Annotated in this window: 18 protein-coding genes; 13 read left to right on the top strand and 5 right to left on the bottom strand. The window is 75.8% G+C overall.

All coding sequences use genetic code 11. The features are described 5' to 3' along the window. Window positions 1–604: 604 nt before the first annotated feature. The 3 genes from Q0848_RS08860 to Q0848_RS08870 form a co-directional block, all read right to left on the bottom strand. Complete coding sequence (locus Q0848_RS08860; protein ID WP_299036741.1) at window positions 605–1,771, bottom strand: zinc-dependent alcohol dehydrogenase; 1,167 nt, start codon at window positions 1,769–1,771, stop codon at window positions 605–607. A 73-nt stretch (window positions 1,772–1,844) separates the two neighbouring features. Next, window positions 1,845–2,372: a hypothetical protein gene (locus Q0848_RS08865; protein ID WP_299036742.1), complete on the bottom strand. Its 528-nt coding sequence runs from the start codon at window positions 2,370–2,372 to the stop codon at window positions 1,845–1,847. A 142-nt stretch (window positions 2,373–2,514) separates the two neighbouring features. Then, window positions 2,515–3,669, bottom strand: coding sequence for an iron-containing redox enzyme family protein (locus tag Q0848_RS08870; protein WP_299036743.1), 1,155 nt, complete (start codon window positions 3,667–3,669; stop codon window positions 2,515–2,517). 104 nt (window positions 3,670–3,773) lie between these two features. Between Q0848_RS08870 and Q0848_RS08875 the strand changes: the two genes are divergently transcribed. From Q0848_RS08875 to Q0848_RS08895, 5 genes are all read left to right on the top strand, one after another. After that, on the top strand, window positions 3,774–3,983 hold the full coding sequence (locus tag Q0848_RS08875) for a CDGSH iron-sulfur domain-containing protein (protein WP_366146508.1): 210 nt from the start codon (window positions 3,774–3,776) through the stop codon (window positions 3,981–3,983). A 251-nt stretch (window positions 3,984–4,234) separates the two neighbouring features. After that, entirely contained in the window at window positions 4,235–5,293 is a 1,059-nt protein-coding gene (locus Q0848_RS08880) for a CDP-glycerol glycerophosphotransferase family protein (RefSeq protein WP_299036745.1), read from the top strand. A 50-nt stretch (window positions 5,294–5,343) separates the two neighbouring features. Then, entirely contained in the window at window positions 5,344–5,718 is a 375-nt protein-coding gene (locus Q0848_RS08885; protein ID WP_299036746.1) for a hypothetical protein, read from the top strand. Window positions 5,719–5,895: 177 nt separating this feature from the next. Beyond that, a complete protein-coding gene (locus Q0848_RS08890; protein ID WP_299036747.1) occupies window positions 5,896–6,612 on the top strand; it encodes a hypothetical protein in 717 nt (238 codons plus the stop codon). 151 nt (window positions 6,613–6,763) lie between these two features. Further along, complete coding sequence (locus tag Q0848_RS08895) at window positions 6,764–7,489, top strand: hypothetical protein (RefSeq protein WP_299036748.1); 726 nt, start codon at window positions 6,764–6,766, stop codon at window positions 7,487–7,489. A gap of 132 nt (window positions 7,490–7,621) precedes the next feature. Here Q0848_RS08895 and trxA read toward each other — a convergent pair whose 3' ends face one another. Beyond that, window positions 7,622–8,023 carry a thioredoxin gene (trxA, locus tag Q0848_RS08900; RefSeq protein ID WP_299036749.1) on the bottom strand — a complete coding sequence of 134 codons (402 nt, stop codon included), beginning with the start codon at window positions 8,021–8,023 and terminating at the stop codon, window positions 7,622–7,624. 79 nt (window positions 8,024–8,102) lie between these two features. Beyond that, window positions 8,103–9,434 (bottom strand): GNAT family N-acetyltransferase, encoded by a 1,332-nt coding sequence (locus Q0848_RS08905; RefSeq protein ID WP_299036750.1) that lies wholly within the window; start codon window positions 9,432–9,434, stop codon window positions 8,103–8,105. Between the two features lie 202 nt (window positions 9,435–9,636). Here Q0848_RS08905 and Q0848_RS08910 point away from each other — a divergent pair, with 202 nt between their 5' ends. The 8 genes from Q0848_RS08910 to Q0848_RS08945 all read left to right on the top strand — a co-directional run bounded on the left by Q0848_RS08910 (window position 9,637) and on the right by Q0848_RS08945 (window position 19,140). Next, entirely contained in the window at window positions 9,637–11,187 is a 1,551-nt protein-coding gene (locus Q0848_RS08910) for a GAF domain-containing protein (RefSeq protein ID WP_299036751.1), read from the top strand. 40 nt (window positions 11,188–11,227) lie between these two features. Continuing rightward, window positions 11,228–11,941, top strand: a complete 714-nt coding sequence (locus Q0848_RS08915) for a carbonic anhydrase (RefSeq protein ID WP_299036752.1) — start codon at window positions 11,228–11,230, stop codon at window positions 11,939–11,941. Window positions 11,942–12,129: 188 nt separating this feature from the next. Continuing rightward, window positions 12,130–13,470 carry an ABC transporter substrate-binding protein gene (locus tag Q0848_RS08920; RefSeq protein ID WP_299036753.1) on the top strand — a complete coding sequence of 447 codons (1,341 nt, stop codon included), beginning with the start codon at window positions 12,130–12,132 and terminating at the stop codon, window positions 13,468–13,470. 227 nt (window positions 13,471–13,697) lie between these two features. Continuing rightward, entirely contained in the window at window positions 13,698–14,564 is an 867-nt protein-coding gene (locus tag Q0848_RS08925) for a carbohydrate ABC transporter permease (RefSeq protein WP_299036755.1), read from the top strand. After that, complete coding sequence (locus tag Q0848_RS08930; RefSeq protein ID WP_299036756.1) at window positions 14,564–15,481, top strand: carbohydrate ABC transporter permease; 918 nt, start codon at window positions 14,564–14,566, stop codon at window positions 15,479–15,481. Before Q0848_RS08925 ends, Q0848_RS08930 begins: the two co-directional genes overlap by 1 nt. A 230-nt stretch (window positions 15,482–15,711) precedes the next feature. Further along, window positions 15,712–16,548, top strand: coding sequence for a DeoR/GlpR family DNA-binding transcription regulator (locus Q0848_RS08935; protein ID WP_299036758.1), 837 nt, complete (start codon window positions 15,712–15,714; stop codon window positions 16,546–16,548). Window positions 16,549–16,627: 79 nt separating this feature from the next. Further along, a complete protein-coding gene (gene galT / locus Q0848_RS08940; RefSeq protein WP_299036759.1) occupies window positions 16,628–17,797 on the top strand; it encodes a galactose-1-phosphate uridylyltransferase in 1,170 nt (389 codons plus the stop codon). After that, window positions 17,794–19,140, top strand: coding sequence for a galactokinase family protein (locus Q0848_RS08945; RefSeq protein ID WP_299036760.1), 1,347 nt, complete (start codon window positions 17,794–17,796; stop codon window positions 19,138–19,140). Before galT ends, Q0848_RS08945 begins: the two co-directional genes overlap by 4 nt. Window positions 19,141–19,166 lie beyond the last annotated feature (26 nt).

A 19,166-nucleotide genomic window follows, 5' to 3' on the forward strand; every position in this document is an offset into this window, starting at 1 on the left:
TCCTGAACGCCGCGAAGACGGCATAGTTCAACCCGCAGAGCAGCACGCGCACCTACACCACGCCACGGGACTCAATCTCGCCAAGTGCCTCGGCGGGCAACGGCGTCTCCGACGCCGGCGGTCGGTTGCGCCAAGGGCGTCCCAGCAGGCGACCCCCTACCGGCGACGGCGCAGGTCACAGGCGCGTCGAGGCACTGGCTCGAGGGCGACGTCCCAGCAGACCCGTCCGGACGGTCCGTCCCGCGCAGGTGTCGTACGGGACGCCTTCGGTGGCGCCGGCGGCGGTATGACCGCCTGCCCCTTGTCACCGCTCGGCTTCCTCGCTGGACTCGCGGAGCAGGCGGGTGACGCTCTGTCGGCCACGTCAACCGGCAGCGGTGGACCCGACCACTTCCCCGCCCTCCCAGAGCTCGCCTCGAGGCACCGGCGCAGAGCGAGGTGGCCCGGCCAAGGACCGCGACGAGACCCTGAGACAACGGCACTGCTGGACATCGAGGCGCCGCAGGTCAGCTGGCCGTTCCTACGACAGGTCCGGCGAGTTCCTGCAGCCGGCACCCGTGGCGCTCGTGGCGCCCGCCGCCGGCGGCGGCGGGCGCCACGCCGGTCACGGGCGGAAGACGCTGCGGATGCAGCCGTCCTCCTTCTCCTTGAAGATCCGGTAGCCCTCGACGGAGTCCTCGAGCGGCATGGTGTGCGTCGCCAGCGGCGTCGGGTCGATCTCGCCACGCTGGATGTGCTCGAACATGCGCGGCACGTAGGCCTGCCCGAACTGCTGGGCCGAGCGGATCGTCAGGCCCTTGTTCGTGACGACGCCCATGGGGAAGGAGTCGGTGAGCCCGTACACCCCGAGCACGGACACGGTCCCGCCCTTGCGGCACGCGAGCAGGGCCTCGCGCAGCGCCGTCGCCCGGTCGGTGGACGCGCGCACGGCCTGCTTCGCCTTGTCCACCACCTGCTGGACGCCGGTGCCGTGCCCCTCCATGCCGACGGCCTCGATGACCGAGTCGGGACCGCGCCCGCCCGTCATCTCGCGGAGCGCCTCCTGCACGGAGTCGATCGAGGAGTAGTCGAGGACCTCCGAGCCCTGCGCGCGGGCCAGGTCCAGCCGCTCCGGGAGCCGGTCGACGACGATCGTCCGCCCAGCCCCCAGCGCGCGGGCGCTCGCTGCGGCCATGAGCCCGACGCCGCCGGCGCCGAAGACGGCCACGGTGTCGCCCTGCTGGACGTCGCAGAAGACCGCGCCGGTGTAGCCGGTCGCCAGGGCGTCGGAGACGAAGAGTCCCTGCACGTCGGTGACGCCGTCGGGGACGGTGAAGCAGTTGACGTCGGCGAAGGGCACCCGCAGGTACTCGGCGTGCGAGCCCTGGTAGCCGCCGAAGAGGTGGGTGTACCCGTAGATGCCGCCGCTGGGGTAGCCGAGGGCGGGCTGCTGCAGCGCGGCGTTCGGGTTGGTGGTGTCGCACAGGGACGGCATGTCGTGGTGGCAGTACCAGCACTGGCCGCAGGAGATGAAGGACGGTACCGTCACGCGGTCGCCGACCTTCGTGCGGGTCACCTCGCGGCCCACCTCGACGACCTCGCCCATGAACTCGTGGCCGAAGACGTCCCCCGGGCGCATGCCGGGCAGGTAGCCGTCGATGAAGTGCAGGTCGGAGCCGCACGTCACGGTGAGGCCGATCTTCAGGATGACGTCGTGGGGGTTGAGGATCGTCGGGTCGTCGACGGTCTCGACCGCCAGGTCGTTGACGCCGTTCCAGCACAGGGCGCGCATGGTCAGCTCCTCGCGGTCGTGGTGGTCGTGCGGTGCGGGCGGGTGCCCTCCGCGGCCGTGCGCTGCGCGCCGGTCACCGCTCCGCGCTCCGCGCGGCCGGCTGCGGCGTGATGGTCGGCACCTCGCCGGTCATCACCAGGGCACGGGCCCGGTAGCCGAGCGCCAGGGCCATCGCCCCGGCGGCGAGGCCGGGCACGGGCAGGTCGAGGCGCACGACCTGCTCGGTGCCGAGGTCCTGCGGGGCCTCGCGCAGGACGACGACCACCTCGGAGGCGCTCTCGGAGCCGTCCTCGGGGTCGGCCCAGCGCAGCGTGCGCGGCGAGCCGCCGTCGGACAGGGTCGTCCGCCACTCGGTCGGCTCGTCCGAGCCGGGGCGGGCGATCCGCCACGTCCAGCGGTCGCCCACGACGTCGACGGTGCCGAGCTCGCCGAGCACCTGCGCCATCGCCGACGGGTCGCGCCAGACGGCGGCGACCTCGTCGGCCGGACGGCCGACGGTCAGGGTCTGCTGGACGGCGCCCGAGCGCTTGCCGGTCGCCTCCCCGACGCGCTGGGCGACGCCGCGGACGGCGTTCGCGATCTTCTCCCCTGGTCCGCTCACGGTCTCCTCCTTCGACGGGGGCCGACGAGGCGGCCCTGCGGGTGGTGCGTGCGGGTCTGAGACGTGCGGGTCTGAGACGTGCGGGTCTGAGACGTGCGGACGCCGGCGCCGGGCGCGCCGACGACGCGGCGGGGCCCCGCGGTCAGGCGGCGGCCGCCGCGAGGAGGTCGTCGACGGCCCGCCCGCCGAGCAGCGACGAGCGGCCCGCCTCCCACGACGAGCGCAGGTGCCCTCCCACGAGCTCGTCGAGCGCCAGGCCGGCGGCGGCCCCGAGGAGCACCTCGGAGGTGCGGTCGGGGTGCTGGCGGGCGAACCCGCCCGCCAGGTCGTGCGCGGCGATCTGCTCGTGGACGGCGTCGGCCTCGACGTGCTCGTCGTAGAACCACGTGGCGTCGCGGTCGAGGCCGAGGCGCCGCATCCCCGCGCCGTAGCGGCGGCTCGGCAGCGAGGACGTCATCTCGATGGCCGCCAGGTGGCCCACCACCGCGCCGACGAGGCGCCGGTTGAGCCCGAAGAGGGCCATCGCCGTGGACCCGACCAGCGTCGTCGCGGGCACCTCGTCGACGTAGAGCCCGTAGGTGTCGTCGAGGCCGAGGGCGCGCATGGTCCGCGCGAAGAGGGCGGCGTGCATGCGCTCCGGCCGTCCACCGCCGTACTCGTCCGCCTGGATCTCCACCATGGCGGCCTTGACCGACCCCTCCAGGCGCGGGATGGCCCAGGTGTGGGGGTCCGCCTCCTTGAGGTGGTAGATCGAGCGGTGGACCACGAGCTCGCGGAACTGCTCGAGGGTCCCCCGGCGGGCGAGGTGGTCCGACATCCCGGGCGCGCCGTCGTCGGCCGTCATGGCGAAGAGGACCTCGGGCACCTCGGACGGCGCGACCCCGGTCGGCACGTCGACGACCTGCCGCAGGGCCGCCTCGAGCGCCCCCTCCAGGAGCTGGCGCGCGCCGACGAGCTCGAGGTCCCACTCGAAGCGGTCGCCCGCGCCGCCGAAGCCGCGGAAGGACAGCTCCTGCAGCGTCCACAGCGCCAGCTGGAGGTCCTCGTCGCGCAGCACCTCGTCGGCGCCGAGCGCGCGGCGCTCCAGCTCCGCGGCCGTGGTGCGGCGCGCGTCGGCGGGCGTCGTGCTCCCGCTCGCCAGGACGTCGACGACGGCGGCGGAGACGGGGCCCCGGGGGGTCGGGAGGCCGACGGGGCGCGGCAGCGGGGCCGTCCGCGCGCGTCGTGCCGGCGCGGCGAGCCGCGCGGCGTCGGTGGTCGGTCCTGCGGTGCTGGTGGCGGTGCTCGTCGCCGTCATCGGCTCTCCCGGTCGCGGTGCGTCCCGCCCTGGCTCAGGCTCGGGCGGTGGTCTTCCCGAACCGCCCCCAGGGCGATCCGGTCGGTCAGGACGCTGCCGACGACGTGCTCCCGCTGCCCGGCCCCGAGGGGGCCTCCATCACCGTCTGCCCCGACGGGCCGCTGCTCGTGCGCGGTGACGTCGAGATCGTCGGGACGGACGGCGAGCCCGTGGAGCGGCGCCGCCAGACGGTGGCGCTGTGCCGGTGCGGTCGCACTTCGATCGCCCCGTACTGCGACGGGAGCCACAAGGTGCGCGGTCCGCGGCGGAGGTGACGCGCACCAGCGGGAGCAGGGCTGGGGTGCTGCGCGACGTCGCTGCGGCGTCGTCGGCCCGGGTCCGGACCGAGCCCCACCCTGCTCCGCGCGAGCGGGAGCCGCACGCCGGAGCCCTCCCGGCGCGGCCGTGCTGCTCGGCCGGGACGCCCGCGGCGCGAGCCGGGGCCGGTGCCGCGCGCCACTACCCTCGTCCACCGGCTCCCGGGCACGACCGGCGGAGCCGCACGGCGACGAGAGGAGGCCGGCGCGTGCGCGTCGTCTACAACAGCTTCGGCGGGCGCTACGCCGACAACCCCCGCGCGGTCCACGAGGCGCTGCTGGCCCGCGGGGACGGCGCGGAGCACGTCTGGCTGCTCGACGAGCGGCACCGCGCGGGCTTCCCCGACGGCGTCGCGACGGTCGGCATCGGCACCCCCGAGGCCGAGGACGTCCTGCGTCGCGCCGACGTGGTCGTCGCGAACACGCACATGCCCCTGGACTGGACGCCCACGCCCGGCACCACCTACGTGCAGACGTGGCACGGGACCCCGCTGAAGCGCATCCACGGGGACGCGCACACGAAGTACACCGACGAGGAGATGGCGGCCCTCCAGGCCGAGGTGGACCGCTGGAGCTGCCTCGTCGGCCCCGGCGCCGCGGGGAGCGAGCTGCTGGGCCGGGCCTTCCGCTACGCCGGCCCCGTGCTCGACACGGGGTACCCGCGCAACGACGTCCTGCACGCCCCCGACGCCGGCGAGCGCCGCGCCGCCGTCCGCGAGCGGCTCGGGCTGGGCGCCGACGAGAAGGTCGTCCTGTACGCCCCGACGTGGCGCGACGACGAGGACCTCGCCGAGCCGGGGATCCCGCTGGGGCTGGACGCCGCGCGGCTGGCCGACCGCCTCGGCGAGGGCTGGCGCGTGCTCATGCGCCTGCACTACTTCGTGCGGCGCACGCCCGGGGTGGAGCACGAGCGGGTGCTGGACGTCGGGGACCACCCGGACATCGCCGAGCTCTACCTGGCGGCGGACGCCTTCGTCACCGACTACTCCTCGTCCCTGTTCGACGTCGCGCCGACCTCCCTGCCGGTGCTGCTCTACGCCTACGACCTGGAGCACTACCGCGACCGGCTCCGCGGCTTCTACCTCGACCTCGACGAGGAGTCGCCCGGCCCGGTGCTGCGCACGCAGGACGCGCTGGAGGAGGCCCTGCTCGCGCTGCCGGCGGTCACCGACGCCTGGGCCGAGCGCCGCGCCGCCTTCGTGCAGCGCTGGTGCCCCCTCGACGACGGCCGGGCCACCGCCCGCCTGCTCGAGCTGGCGCGCCTGTGAGCGGAGCGAGCCCTGAGGGACCTGTGAGCGGAGCGAGCCCCGAGGGACCTGTGAGCGGAGCGGCCCCCGGGCCCGAGCGCTCGGTGGGCGCCCGGCTGCCGCGCGGGAAGGGGCTGCCGCGCACCGCGATGCCGCCGTCCGGGCTCGGGGCGCGCCGCACGCGGAAGGGCCTGGCCGTCACCGCCCTCGGCAGCAGCTCGTGCCCCCCGTACCCCGTGCGGGTCGTCCTGGAGCCCGGCGCGGGGACGGGCGGCGCCGGGCGGGTGCGCGTCGACCTCGACGACGCCCACCCCGGGCGGGCCGGGACCGCGGACCGCGTCGCCACCACGCACGTCGTCGCCCTCCCCGAGGGCGCGCCGGCCGACGGCCACCTCCAGGTGCTGCTGGTGCTCGGGGAGCTCGAGGAGCACGTGGCGGTGCACTGAGCCGAGCGGCTCGGCTTGCGAGAGCGGTCCGGTCCTGCTCCCCTTGGGGAAACCACCCCGGACCCGGTGGCGTCCCCCGCAGGAGCTCGCGCGACAGCGCGCCCTCGGACCACGACCCGGACGCCGGCCTCGAGCTCCCACGGAGCGCTGGCGCCCCACTCGCCACGAGGAGATCCCATGGTGCACCAGAACCCCGGCACGCCCGGCGCAGCACGCGCGGCCGGCGCAGGACCGACGCCCGACGGCTCCCACCCCGTCGCCGACACCCGGGCGCCGCGCGAGCAGCCGGCGCAGGCCCCCGCCCCCCACGTCGACGTCGACGTCGTCACGCCCGCCCCGACCGGCGACCAGGTCCGCTGGGGCTCGGTGTGGGCCGGGCTCGTCGTGGCGATCGCCACGTTCCTGCTGCTCGAGATCATCTTCTTCGCCGCGGGCTGGCTCACGCTCGGCCAGAGCGACCCCGAGGCCGGCTCCAGCGCCGACGTCGTGACCAGCGTCATCGCGCTCGTCTCGTTCTTCCTCGGCGGCCTGACGGCCGCCGCCACCGCGCGGTGGAGGAGCATCGACACCGGGATCCTGCACGGGATCCTCGTCTGGGCCCTCGGCCTGGTCGTCTTCCTGCTCATCGCGCTGATCGGCGGGGGCGCGCTCCTCGGCAGCGTCGGCCGCGTGGCCACGGACTTCCTCAGCCTCGGCCAGGTCACCTCGGCCGTGCCGTCGGTCCAGGTCGACGAGGCCATCGCCACGGCCCGCAGCAGCGCCTCCTGGGCCGCCCTCGGCCTCGGCCTGTCCATCATCGCCTCCGCCCTCGGCGGGGTCGTGGGCGCGAAGTTCTGGCCCCGCAAGAGCACCCGCGACGACGCGCAGGCCAGCACGCACGTCGAGCGCGGCTGACCCACCCCTCCGCACCCCGGCCCGGCGGTGGGCGGCCCCGACGACGGCAGCGCCGAGAGCGCGCGCGTCGGGAGCCGCCCGTCGGCGCGCCGACGCCGGCCACACCTGATGACGCGCCCCCGCGGTGCGCCCGACCGAGACGAGCCCCCTCATGAGCACCACCCCCGCCCAGCCCGGCCCTGACGGGTCGCACCCCGTCGACCCCCCGAAGAAGGGCCTGCCCGGCTGGCTCATCCCCCTGATCGCCGCCCTGGTCGCGCTCGCCCTGCTCCTGCTCCTGCTCTCGCAGTGCGGCAACGACGAGGACGAGGAGGACACCGCCGCCGTGGCGCCCGCCCCGACCGCGACCGAGCCTGAGCCGACCGCGCCCCAGACCGTGGAGGACCTCGAGACGCCGTCGCCGACCGCGAGCGCCCCGGCAGCGCCGACGACGCCCGCGGCGACCCCGTCGGCGACGGGAGCCCCCGGGGCCCCCGCGCTGCCGCAGGCCGGCCCTGACGACGTCCTCGTCACGGCGTCCGGCGTGGCCGTGCTCCCCCTCGTCACCGGCGCCACCGACGGCTCGCTCACCGGGGTCGTCGGCGAGCCCGTGACCGCCGACGGCGTCGTCGTCCAGTCCGTCGTCACCGACAAGGGCTTCTGGGTCGGCCCGAGCGCCGACGAGCGCGCCTTCGTGCGCTTCGTCGTCGAGGGCGAGTCCGAGGTCGACATCACCGAGGGCCAGACGCTCGACTTCGAGGGCGTCGTCGTCGAGGCCCCGGTCGGCTTCGCCGAGGAGATCGGCCTCGCCGAGGACGAGGGCCTGTCGCTGCTCGAGTCCCAGGGCGCCTACATCCAGGTCGAGCCGTCCGCGCTCGAGGTCGTGGCCCCCGCCTGATCCGCCGCGCCGGGTCCTCCCGGCAGCTCTCCCGCGCACACGCCGACGGCGCCGTCCCCCACGGGGGGCGGCGCCGTCGGCGTCGGTGCTGGGTCGTCCTGGGTGCTGGGCCGTGCTGCGGTGCTGGGTGGCTCAGCGGGCCTGGTCGGCGCCCTGGTGCTGCTCGGCCTCGTGCTGGGCCATGGCCTCGGTGTAGCGCTGGCGCACCTCGTCCATGTCGAGGCCGCGCAGCTGCCCGATCAGGTCCTCCAGCGCCGGCTGCGGCAGGGCGCCGGGCTGGCTGAAGACGGGGATGCCGTCGCGGTAGGCGACCAGCGTCGGGATCGAGGTGATGCCGTACCGGGCCGCCAGCTCCTGCTGCGCCTCGGTGTCGACCTTGGTGAAGGCGATGTCCTCGTTGGCCTGGGAGACCTTCTCGTAGACCGGGGCGAAGCTGCGGCACGGGCCGCACCACTCCGCCCAGAAGTCGATGAGGACGATGCCGTCGGCGACGGTCTCGTCGTGCTCGGCCAGCGTCAGCTCACGGGTGCTCATGCCGGGCCCAACCAGTGCCCCGGCGCACGTGTTCCCGGGCGCCCCGGCGCGCGCACCCGGGAGCGTGGTGCGCCCGCCGTCAGAACCAGGTGCGCCCGAGCACGGCGGGAGAGGGGTCCCACAGCAGCGCGCCGAGCCGGCGGGCCGCGCCCGGGACGCGCTCGTCCACGGAGCCGGCGGCGACGTGCGGGGCCAGCGGCACCTGCCCGAGGTAGGCGGCGCCGAGCACCGCCACGGGCAGGACGACGTCGGGCTCCGCCGCGGTCGCCTCGGCGCGCCCGGCGCCGTCCGCCCCGACCTCGAGCCGCCAGCGGCCGCCGGCGAGCCCGGCGTCGTCGACGACCTCCAGGACGCACGCGCCGCTGGTCGCGTAGCGGCGGGCGGCGAGCGCTCCCGGGACGTCGAGCAGGCGCACCCAGTGGAAGTCGTTGCGCTCGGACTGCTGGGCCGCCCGCTGGTCCGTGAGCAGGTGCGGCAGCGGCTCGTGCGGCGAGCGGTCCCCCGCCGTGGCGGTGATGACGAGGTCGAGCTCGGCGAGGAAGCGCCACAGCGCCGTCGTCGCGTCCGGGCCGTCCGCCAGCAGGTCGAGGACCCGGGCGCCGGTCGTGGACCGGCGCGAGTCCCAGCTCTCGGCGGCGCGGTAGCGCAGCACCCCGACGACCTCGCCGCCCCGGTCGCGCGCCACGACGGCGGGCCGCTGGGCCAGCGCGTCGTCGCCGTCCCCCAGGTCCTCGACGCCGAGGGCGGTGCGCCACCACAGCCCCTCGCGCGGCGTGGCCCCCGGCGAGGCCGCCGCGAGGCGGTCGTGGAGCGGGGGCGCGACGTCGAGGAGGTCGCCGTCCTCGACGAGCTCGAGCTCGACCCGCCCCTCGCGCACCGGGTCGGTGCGGAAGCGGGCCGCGCGGGCGTCCAGCGTCCAGGTGCAGGCCTCCGTCGCGGCGCCGAAGCCGAAGCGCCCGTAGATGGGCGCCTCCATGGCGATGAGGACGGCGAGGGCGTCGCCCCGCTCCCGGGCCTCGCGCAGGTCGCGGGTCATGTGGCGGGTCAGCACGCCGCGACGGCGGTGCGTGGGGGCGACGACGACCGAGCTGATGGCGTCGGCCGCCACCGCGCGTCCTGCTCCTGCGCCGACCGCTGCCGAGCCCTCCGCTGCCGAGCCCCCGATGCCGGCGGGCACCGGGAGGTCCAGGCCGTAGGAGCGGAAGGTCGAGACGACCCGCCCCCCGGCGACGGCGACGCGGCGCCGGTGGCCGGCGAGGGCCCGCCGTCGGACGTCGGTGGCCTCGGGGGTGGCGCGTCGGGGCTCGAGGAACCCGCGCCGCCCCAGGGCGACCCACTGCTCGTGCTCGTCCTCGCGCAGGTCCCGCAGCTCGAGCCCGTCGCCCTGGCTCCCCTGCTCACCGGTGCTCACGGGCGGCGACGCTAGCGCGGCCCGGGACCGGGGAGCCCGTCCCCACCGCGCCCGCGGGACGTCCCACCGCGGGGAAATCTTCGACGCTCGACTAACCCGTCCGGGCGACGCCGCCCCTCCGGAGGGCGGCGTCTCGCCCCCGCGCGTCAGCCCGACGGCGCGGGCGCCGACGGGAGGAGGGCCACCACACGAAGGAGCCCCGGTGTTCAGCAGAGACAGCACCGCCACGACCCGCCTCCGCGAGGAGATGGAGACCTACCAGGCCGACGTCGCCGCCCTGACCGACGTCGTGCGCGCCGTCGGCGAGGCCTCGACGCCGCACGAGGCCGTCCAGGCCGCCCTCGAGGCGGTGCGGCTGCGCTTCGGCTGGGCCTACGCCTCGTACTGGACGCTGGACCGGGCGGACGCGGTCCTGCGCTTCTCCCAGGAGAGCGGGGACGCCGGCGCCGAGTTCCGCCAGGTCACCCGGGGGGCCTCCTTCGCCGAGGGCGTCGGGCTCTCCGGCCGCGCCTGGCGCCGCCGCGAGCTCGTCTTCGTCGCCGACCTGGCGGAGCTGACGGACTGCGTGCGCGCCGGGGCCGCCGGCCGGGCGGGCGTCCACAGCGGCATCTGCTTCCCCGTCCTCGAGCGCGGCCAGGTGGTCGGCACGATGGACTTCTTCAGCACCGAGCGCCTGGCGCCCGCCGAGGGCCGCCTCGCCGTGCTCCGCTCGGTCGCCATCCTCGTCTCCGGCGCGCTCGAGCGACTGCACGAGGCGGTGCGCCAGGAGAAGGCCGCCCAGGACGTCGAGGCCGTCTCCACGGTGCTCCGGGAGCTGACGACCGCGCCGAGCGAGGTCGAGGCCCTGCGCGTGGCGCTGGAGACGATCCGCCGCGACTTCGACTGGCAGTACGGGTCGTTCTGGCGCCTGGACGAGGACGCCCAGGTGCTGCGCTTCGCCCAGGAGTCCGGCGACGCCGGCGCCGAGTTCCGCCGCGTCACGCTGGAGGCCTCCTTCGCCCGCGGCGTGGGCCTGTCCGGTCGCGCCTGGGACCGCGGCGACCTCGTCTTCGTCGAGGACCTCGGCGAGCTGACCGACTGCGTGCGGCGACCGGCCGCCCAGCGGGCCGGCGTGAAGTCCGGTGTCTGCCTGCCCATCACGGTCGGCGGCCGGCTCATCGGCACCATGGACTTCTTCGCCACCCGCAAGCTGATCATGTACCCGGGCCGCGAGAGCGCCCTGCGCAACACCGCCTTCCTCGTGGGGCAGGCCCTCGAGCGCTTCGCCGCCCAGCAGAAGCTGCGGACGGCCGGCGAGGAGCTGCTCACCTCCATCGGCGAGGTGGAGCGCGGCGTGGTCTCCGCGACCGACGTCGCCACGCGCTCGGGCGCCCTCACCCAGGAGGCCAACGAGCAGGTCGACGCCCTGGGGCGGGCCAGCGCCGAGATCCACGAGGTCGTCGCCGCCATCCAGTCGATCGCGGCGCAGACCAAGCTGCTCGCCCTCAACGCGACCATCGAGGCCGCCCGGGCCGGTGAGGCCGGGAAGGGCTTCGCCGTGGTGGCCGGGGAGGTCAAGGGCCTGTCCGGGGAGACCGAGCGGGCCACCCACGACGTCGACACGCGGGTGCAGAGCATCCAGGAGCGCGTCGACGCCGTGACCGCGTCCCTCGCGGAGATCAACAGCGCCGTCGAGGAGATCAACAGCGTCCAGACCATGATCAGCGGCGTCCTCACGGAGCAGCTGGCCACCACCCGCGCCATCCTCGGCTGACCCGAGCCCAGCGACCCTGACGGCTCCGGAGGAGAACCCCGTGCCCGCTCACCAGACCCCGCCGACCGGGGTCCCCGCCCCGCGCACCGCCCCCGGCACCACCCCCGGCACCGGCACCGGCCCGGGGCCGGGCGCGGGCCACGAGGGCCCTGGCGCGTGGCTCGCCCTGCTCGGGGCCAACGCCCGGTGGGCGCAGGGCCGCAGCGGCGCCGACGAGTCCCGCTCGCCGCTGCGCCGCGCCGCGTTCGTGGGCTCCCAGGCCCCCGTCGCGGCCGTGCTCGGGTGCTCGGACTCCCGCGTGCCCGTCGAGCTCGTCCTGGACCAGGGCGTGGGCGACCTCTTCGTCGTCCGCACCGCGGGGCACGCGCTCGACACGACCGTGCTCGGGTCCCTCGAGTACGCCGTCGGCCAGCTCGGCGTCGGCCTCGTGGTGGTGCTCGGGCACGAGGGCTGCGGCGCCCTCGCCGCGGCCGGGGCCGTCCTCGACGGCGCCCCGCGGCCCCCGGGCGCGCTGGGCGAGGTGGTCGACGCCCTCCTGCCGGCCGTCCGGGACGCCCGCCGGCGCGGCGCGCGCACCCCGCTCGAGGTCACCCACCACCACGCCGGGGCGACGGCGCAGCTGCTGCAGCGCTCGGCGCTCCTGGGGGCGGCGCACGAGCGCGGCGCCGTCGAGGTCGTCGCCGCCAGCTACTCCCTGTCCACCGGACTGGTCACCGCGGCGGTCGGGGCGGTCACGGCCGGGGCAGCGGGGTGACGGCGCGCGGCGGACGCCGTCGCTGATCCGCCTCTGCGTGGTCTGCGGCCACCCTCCGTGTTGTCCCCTCCGCCGGGCCCCGCCTATGTTGGCCGGACCGGCGCCCCCAGACCCTGCTGCGCCTGCCGATCCTCGACGCCTCCCACGGGGGCACCCCGAGGCCGCACGTCCCGTCGACAGGAGCACACATGCGCACACCGGCCACCGGTCCCCGGCTCTCGCCCCCCTCGCTGCGGAGGGGGCCGCTCGCGGCCGCCTCGACCGCCCTGGTGCTCGTGGGCCTGACCGCCTGCGGCGCGGGCTCCCGCACGGCGACGTCGTCCGCGGCCGAGGTGCCGTGCGAGGTGGAGGTCGCCGAGCCGACCACCGTCAACGTGCTCGCCTACAACTCCTCGGCGATCGACCCCTTCACGAACACGATGGTCGCCAGCTGCACGCAGGGGGACCTCACCGTCGCCCACGAGCCGATCGACTTCGACGGCCAGACGCAGCGCACGACGGCGACTCTGGCGGGGGAGGTGGGCACGTACGACGTCCTCGAGACCTACGGCTACATCATCCCGCAGCTGGCCACCGAGGGGTCCCTGCTCCCGCTCGACGACCTGGTGGAGACCTACGGCGAGGAGTACGACCTCGGCGCCCTCAACGAGGGCATGCTCGAGGCGATGTCCTACGACGGGCAGCTGTACGCCGTGCCCATGCAGGCCCAGATGTTCGTCATGGCCTACCGCCAGGACGCCTTCGAGGAGCTCGGGCTCGAGCCGCCGACCACCTTCGCCGAGCTGCGCGAGGTCTCGGCCGCGCTGCAGGAGTCTGGGCAGTTCGAGTACCCCCTCGCGCTCCCGCTGCTGGCCAGCGGCGACCTCGCCACGGCCTACGACGCCGCGCTGGGCTCTCTCGGGGTCGACTACGTCGACCCCGAGACCATGACGCCGAACTTCGACACCCCCGAGGCCGCGCAGGCCCTGGAGGAGCTGAAGTCCCTCGTGCCGTTCATGGACCCGCAGGTCACGACGTTCGACCAGCCGAGCGTGCAGCAGCAGATGTACAACGGCGACGCCGCCATGGCGATCATGTTCTCCGGCCGCATGAACGACCTGACGCTGGAGTCCAACACCCAGTACGCCGCCGACTTCGGCTTCGCGCCGCCGCCCACCGTCGGCGAGGACGGCGCCCAGTACAGCGCCCTGTCGGTCGACGGCTGGTCGATCCCGACCAACTCGGCCGTCGACCCCGAGGTGCTCTTCGAGGTCATCGCCACGTCGGTCTCCCAGGAGGCCTCCGAGGAGGCCGTCCCGGCCGCCTTCCCGGCGCGCGACGGCGCGGTGAGCGAGGACAGCTCCCCCTACGCCGCGGCGGCGATCGACGCCATCGACAACGCGCCGGCCGCCGAGCCCTTCCCGTGGACCGCGCCCATCGCCAACGAGACCCTCCCCGTCGTGGCGCAGGCGATGCTCGACCAGATCACGGTCGAGGAGGCCACCGCGCGCATGCAGGAGATCGCGACCGGCGTCCTCGCCGACTACTGAGCGGCCCCGCACCGACGGGTCCACCGGCACGACCCACCGCGGTGGGCGCTCCCCCCGGGGAGCGCCCACCGCCGGGCACCTGCGGGCGCCCCACCACCGCGGCACGGCGACGGCGCCGGCCCCGCCCCCGACGTCAGCGCGGCCCCGTCGCGCGACCCCGTCCCCGGCGGACGTCCGAGCCCACCCCCGCAGGGGGCGCCGGCGCCGCCTCTCTCCGAGGAGCCGCCGTGCGCCGTCGCGAGTACCTCTACCTGGTCGCCCCCAGCGTCCTGGTCATGTTCGGCCTGCTCGTCATCCCGCTCGTCCGCACGATCCAGTGGAGCTTCGAGCGGGTGCGCTACGGGTCTCCGGGCACCTTCGTGGGCCTGGACAACTACCGCGACGCCCTCACCGACCCGCGCTTCGGCTCGGCGGTGGCGTTCACCGTCGTGGTGACCATCGCCGTCGTCAGCGTGCTGGTGGTCGGCGGCTACGTCCTCGCCGTCCTCGTCAACGGCCTGGGGAAGATGCGCCCGATCGTGCTGGGGCTGCTGCTCGTCTCCTACGTCGTGCCCGGGCTGATCGGCGGGACGATGTTCTCCTGGCTGTTCAACGACAACTTCGGCGGCATCGTCAACCAGGTCATCCGGCTCGTGGGCCTGCCCGAGGTGCTGTGGTTCACCGACACCTGGGCCAACCGCGGGCTCGTGGCGGCCGCGGTGGTCTGGAGCATGATCCCGTTCGCGATGCTCGTCATCCTCGCCGGGCTGCAGGGCGTGCCGAAGGAGATGCTCGAGGCGGCGCGCATGGACGGCGCCGGCTCGCTGCGCACCCACTGGAGCGTCATCGCCCCGAGCATCCGCGGCGTCCTCGGCTTCGTGACGCTGATCTCGATCATGGACGTGCTGCGGCTGTTCGACCAGCTCATCCCGCTCTCGCCGCAGGCGGTGCAGATCGGCAACGAGTCGCTCGTCCTCTACATCTACAACCGGGCGTTCCTCGACGGCGGGCAGCAGCTCGGGCTCGGCAGCGCGATGAACGTGCTGCTCATCCTGCTCATCGTCGTGATGCTCCTGCCCTTCATCCGCGACACCGCACGAGAGGGACGCAGCTGATGGCGAGCTCGGAGGCCGCCCAGCGGCCCACCACCACGCAGGGGCGCGACGCCGGCCGGGGCCGCGCGAAGCTCCCGACCGGCCCGCGCGGGCCGCACACGTCCCGGGCGCGCAAGGTCGCGGCGAACGTCGTCCTCGCCGTCGTGTGCCTGCTGATGCTGAGCCCGGTGCTGTGGACGGCCTTCTCGGTGATCAAGCCGACGAACGTGGCCTTCCTCAACCCGCCGGCGTTCACCTTCACCCCGACGCTGGACGCGTTCGTCAACCTCTGGCAGACGACGAACTTCTACCAGTACCTCGGCAACACCCTCGTGGTCGCCGTGGTCTCGACGGTCGTCGCGCTCGTCATCGGCCTGCCCGCCGCCTACGCGCTCTCCCGCTCGCCGGGCTGGGTCTCGGTGGCGCTGCTCGTGGCGGCGCTCGTGTTCCGCGCCCTGCCGCGCACGGCGGTCGTGCTGCCCATGTACGAGATCTCCCGCTCCCTGGGCATCTACGACACGACCCTCGCGCTCGCCCTGGCGCTGGTGGCGATCAACCAGCCGTTCTCCATCTGGCTGCTGCGGAACTTCTTCGCCGCCGTCCCGAAGGAGATCGACGAGGCCGCGATGATCGACGGCTGCACGCGCTTCTCGATGCTGCGGCTCGTGATCATCCCGCTGATGGGCCCGGGCATCATCACGGCGGCGCTGTTCATGTTCCTGTTCGCCTTCCAGGAGTACCTGACGGCGGTCATCCTCACCGACGTCAGCAGCGCCACGGTGCCCGTCTTCATCGCCACCCAGCTCGGGCAGACGCTGCCGCTGCTGCAGCAGGCCGGCGCCGCGTCGCTCCTGCTGACGCTGCCGGTCTTCGTGTTCGCCTTCGTGGCGCAGAAGTACCTCATCGCCGGGCTCAACTCGGGCTCGGTCAAGGGCTGAGGCGCGCCGCCGGCGGGGGTGTCCCCGCCGGCGGCAGCCCTCCCCGGGGTCGGCCACGATCAGCGATCGCTTCCCCTCGCCACGTCCAGGGTGACGACGAGGGCGTGACCTCTGCACCCCCGGGGGTCCGCCTCGACGGCGACCGCCCGCTGCCCCCAGCGGGAGCACGCCCAGCGCCTGGGGCCCGGACGCCTCCCGACCGCCCCGTGCTTGTCAGGTCCGGACAGGAGATGACACGCTCGGACGCGTCAGCGTCGTGGTCGACCACCGAGGGGGCGCACGTGCTCGCCGAGGAGCGCCGCCAGGCCGTCGTCGACCTCGTCCGCGTCCGAGGAGCCGTCCGGCTCGCGGAGCTGGCCGAGGCGCTCGGCGTCTCGGAGATGACGGCGCGCCGCGACGTCGCCGAGCTCGCCGCCCGGGGCCTGGTCGACCGCGTCCACGGCGGGGCGATGGCCCCGCGCGCCACGAGCACGGACGAGCCGGGCTTCGCCGCGAAGTCCGCGCTCCACGTGGGGGCCAAGACCGCGATCGCCCGCGAGGCCGCCGCCCTGGTGGGGCCGGGCACGTCCGTGGCGCTCTCGGCGGGGACGACGACCCACCTCGCCGCCGGGCTGCTCCGCGAGGTGCCCGGGCTCACCGTCGTCACCAACTCCCTGCCGGTCGCCGAGCTCCTCAGCGGGCCCGGCGGCGGGGACGACGACCGCCAGGTGCTGCTCGTCGGCGGGCGCCGGACGCCGTCCCGGGCGCTCGTCGGGCCGCTGGCCGTCCGCGCGCTCGAGGTGGTCAACGTCGACGTCCTGCTGCTCGGCGCCCACGGGCTCGACCCGCAGCGGGGCCTGACGACGCCGACGCTCGAGGAGGCCGAGACCGACCGCGCCCTCGTCCGCGCGGCGCGCCGCGTCGTCGTCCTCGCGGACTCCTCGAAGTGGCGCGTCGTCGGTCTCGCAACCGCCGTGCCGCTGGAGGACGTCGACGTGCTCGTCACCGACGACGGCCTGCCGCCCGGCGCGCGCGCCGAGGTCGCCGCCCGCGTCGGCCGGCTCGTCGTCGCCGGGGACGCCCCGTGACCCCCTCGGCGCGCGACCGCCTCGTCCCGTGCCCGCCCGACCTGATGACCGCCTCGCACCACCGACCGCGGAGGACCCCGTGACCGCTCCCCCGACCAGCGCCGGCGCTCCGGCGTCCGCCGTGCGCGGCCCCGGCAGCGAGCAGCTGCTCGCCGACGGGCGCACGCTGCGCTACTACGACGACGAGGGGGGCTCCGGGGCGGGCCGCGAGCGCCCGGACGAGCGCCCCCTCACCGCGGCCGACCGCGGGCGCGCCGGCGAGGTGCGCCAGGACCCCCTGACCGGGGACTGGGTCGCCGTGGCCGCCCACCGGATGACGCGGACGTTCCTGCCGCCCGCCGGCCAGTGCCCGCTGTGCCCGAGCGGGAGCGCCGGGTCCTCCGGCGCACCGTCGGAGGTGCCCGCCGCGGACTACGACGTCGTCGTGCTGGACAACCGATTCCCGTCCTTCTCCGCCGGGGCGGTGGGCCCCGAGCCCGGCAGCCTCCTCGACGGGGAGGAGCTGTGGCCCGTCGGCCCCGCGGGCGGGCGCACCGAGGTCGTCTGCTTCTCCGCCGACCACGACGCCTCCTTCGGCGACCTGGGCGTCGAGCGCCTGCGCACCGTGGTGCGGGCCCTCGCCCACCGCACCGAGGAGCTCTCCGCGCTGCCCGACGTCGCCCAGGTGTTCTGCTTCGAGAACCGCGGCGAGGAGATCGGCGTCACCCTCAGCCACCCGCACGGGCAGGTCTACGCCTACCCGTACCTGCCCCCGCGCACGCAGGCGCTGCTGGCGCGGGCGCGCGCGCACCGCGCTGCAGGAGGCGGCAACCTCCTCGCCGACGTCCTCGCGGCCGAGAAGCGGGCGGGCACCCGGGTCGTGCTGGAGGCCGAGCACTGGACGGCGTACGTGCCGGCCGCCGCCCGCTGGCCCGTCGAGGTGCACCTGGCGCCGCACCGCGACGTGCCCGACCTCGCCGCCCTCGAGGACGACGAGCGCGAGGAGCTGGCGCACGTCCAGCTCGACCTCGTGCAGCGCCTCGACCGCTTCTTCGACGAGGTCGAGCACCTGCCCTACATCTCGGGCTGGCACCAGGCGCCGACCGGGGAGGGCCGCGACCTGGGGCGCCTGCACCTGCAGGCCTTCTCGCTGCTGCGCTCCCCCGGGCGCCTGAAGTACCTCGCCGGCTCGGAGTCCGGCATGGCGGCGTGGGTCAGCGACCGCACCCCGGAGGCCATCGCCGAGCGCCTGCGGGAGGTGGCCCGATGAGCCGCGAGCAGGGGGACCAGCGCCGGGGCGACGTCGACTGGGTCGCGGCGCCGGACCCGGACCGGGCCCTGGAGGACGTGCGGGCGCTCTTCGCGCAGGTGCACGGCGGTGAGCCGGCGGGGGTCTGGGCCGCGCCCGGCCGCGTCAACCTCATCGGCGAGCACGTGGACTACGCGGGCGGCACGTCCCTGCCGCTGGCCCTGCCGCACCGCACGCTCGTCGCCGTCCGCCCGCGCGAGGACGGCCGCGTGCGCGTCGTGTCGGCGTGGGCGCCCGAGGACGTCTGGGAGGGCTCGCTCGCCGACGTCCGCCCCGGCACCGGCGGCCGCGCGGGCACCGTGCCCGGGTGGCCGGCCTACCCGGCCGGCGTGCTCTGGGCGCTGGGACCCGACGCCGGGCGGGGCGGCGTCGGGCCGGGCTGGGACGTGCCCGGGGTGGACCTGGCCGTCACCTCCGACGTCCCCGTGGGGGCGGGCCTGTCGAGCTCGGCGGCGCTGACGTGCTCCACGGCGCTCGCCGTGGCCGACCTCGTGGGGCAGGGCACCCACGAGCAGGGCACCCACGAGGAGGGCACCCACGAGGAGAGCACCCACGAGGAGGGCACCGACGAGGACGCCCTGCGCCGTCAGCTCGTCGCCGCGTGCGTGCGCGCGGAGAACGAGGTGGCCGGCTCCCCGACGGGCGGGATGGACCAGCAGGCGTCGCTGCGCGCCCGCGCGCAGCACCTGCTGCTGCTCGACTCCGCGGACGGCTCGGTGGAGCACGTCCCGCTCGCCCTGGAGGAGCACGGCCTGGTGCTCCTCGTCGTCGACACGCGCGCGCCGCACCGGCTCGTGGACGGGCAGTACGCGGACCGCCGGGCGGGCTGCGCCCGCGCGGCCGAGCTGCTCGGCGTCCCGCACCTGGCGCGGGCGGCCGACACCAGCGGCGTCGAGGAGGTGCTCGACCGGCTCCGCGCGGCCAGCGCCGAGGACGACGTCGTGCGGCGGGCCCGGCACGTGCTCACCGAGGAGCAGCGCACCCGCGCGCTCGTGGACCTGCTCCGGCAGGGGAGGCCGCAGGACGTCGGGCCACTGCTCGACGGCTCGCACGCCTCCCTGCGCGACGACCACGAGGTCTCCTCGCCCGAGCTCGACGTCGTCACCGACGCTGCCCGCGCGGCCGGCGCGCTCGGCGCGCGGATGACGGGCGGGGGCTTCGGGGGCTCGGCGGTCGCCCTGGTGCGCGAGGGCGACGTCGACGCCGTCGCGCGGGCGGTCACGCGGGCGAGCGCCGAGGCCGGGCACCCCCGGCCGCAGCTCGTCTCCGTCGTCGCCGCCGGGGGGGCCGAGCGCCTCGCGTGACCCGTGCGGCGGGGCCCGCCGGGGGG

Source organism: uncultured Pseudokineococcus sp. (assembly GCF_947495735.1).
In the GTDB taxonomy this organism is placed as follows: domain Bacteria; phylum Actinomycetota; class Actinomycetes; order Actinomycetales; family Quadrisphaeraceae; genus Pseudokineococcus.

Excerpts from the sequence above, each read along its gene's own strand:
- Q0848_RS08860 (WP_299036741.1), bottom strand. The coding sequence starts at position 1,771 with ATGCGCGCCCTGTGCTGGAACGGCGTCAACGACCTGGCGGTCGAGACC.
- Q0848_RS08870 (WP_299036743.1), bottom strand. The coding sequence starts at position 3,669 with ATGACGGCGACGAGCACCGCCACCAGCACCGCAGGACCGACCACCGAC.
- Q0848_RS08890 (WP_299036747.1), top strand. The coding sequence starts at position 5,896 with ATGGTGCACCAGAACCCCGGCACGCCCGGCGCAGCACGCGCGGCCGGC.
- Q0848_RS08895 (WP_299036748.1), top strand. The coding sequence starts at position 6,764 with ATGAGCACCACCCCCGCCCAGCCCGGCCCTGACGGGTCGCACCCCGTC.
- trxA (WP_299036749.1), bottom strand. The coding sequence starts at position 8,023 with ATGAGCACCCGTGAGCTGACGCTGGCCGAGCACGACGAGACCGTCGCC.
- Q0848_RS08920 (WP_299036753.1), top strand. The coding sequence starts at position 12,130 with ATGCGCACACCGGCCACCGGTCCCCGGCTCTCGCCCCCCTCGCTGCGG.
- Q0848_RS08930 (WP_299036756.1), top strand. The coding sequence starts at position 14,564 with ATGGCGAGCTCGGAGGCCGCCCAGCGGCCCACCACCACGCAGGGGCGC.
- Q0848_RS08935 (WP_299036758.1), top strand. The coding sequence starts at position 15,712 with ATGACACGCTCGGACGCGTCAGCGTCGTGGTCGACCACCGAGGGGGCG.
- Q0848_RS08945 (WP_299036760.1), top strand. The coding sequence starts at position 17,794 with ATGAGCCGCGAGCAGGGGGACCAGCGCCGGGGCGACGTCGACTGGGTC.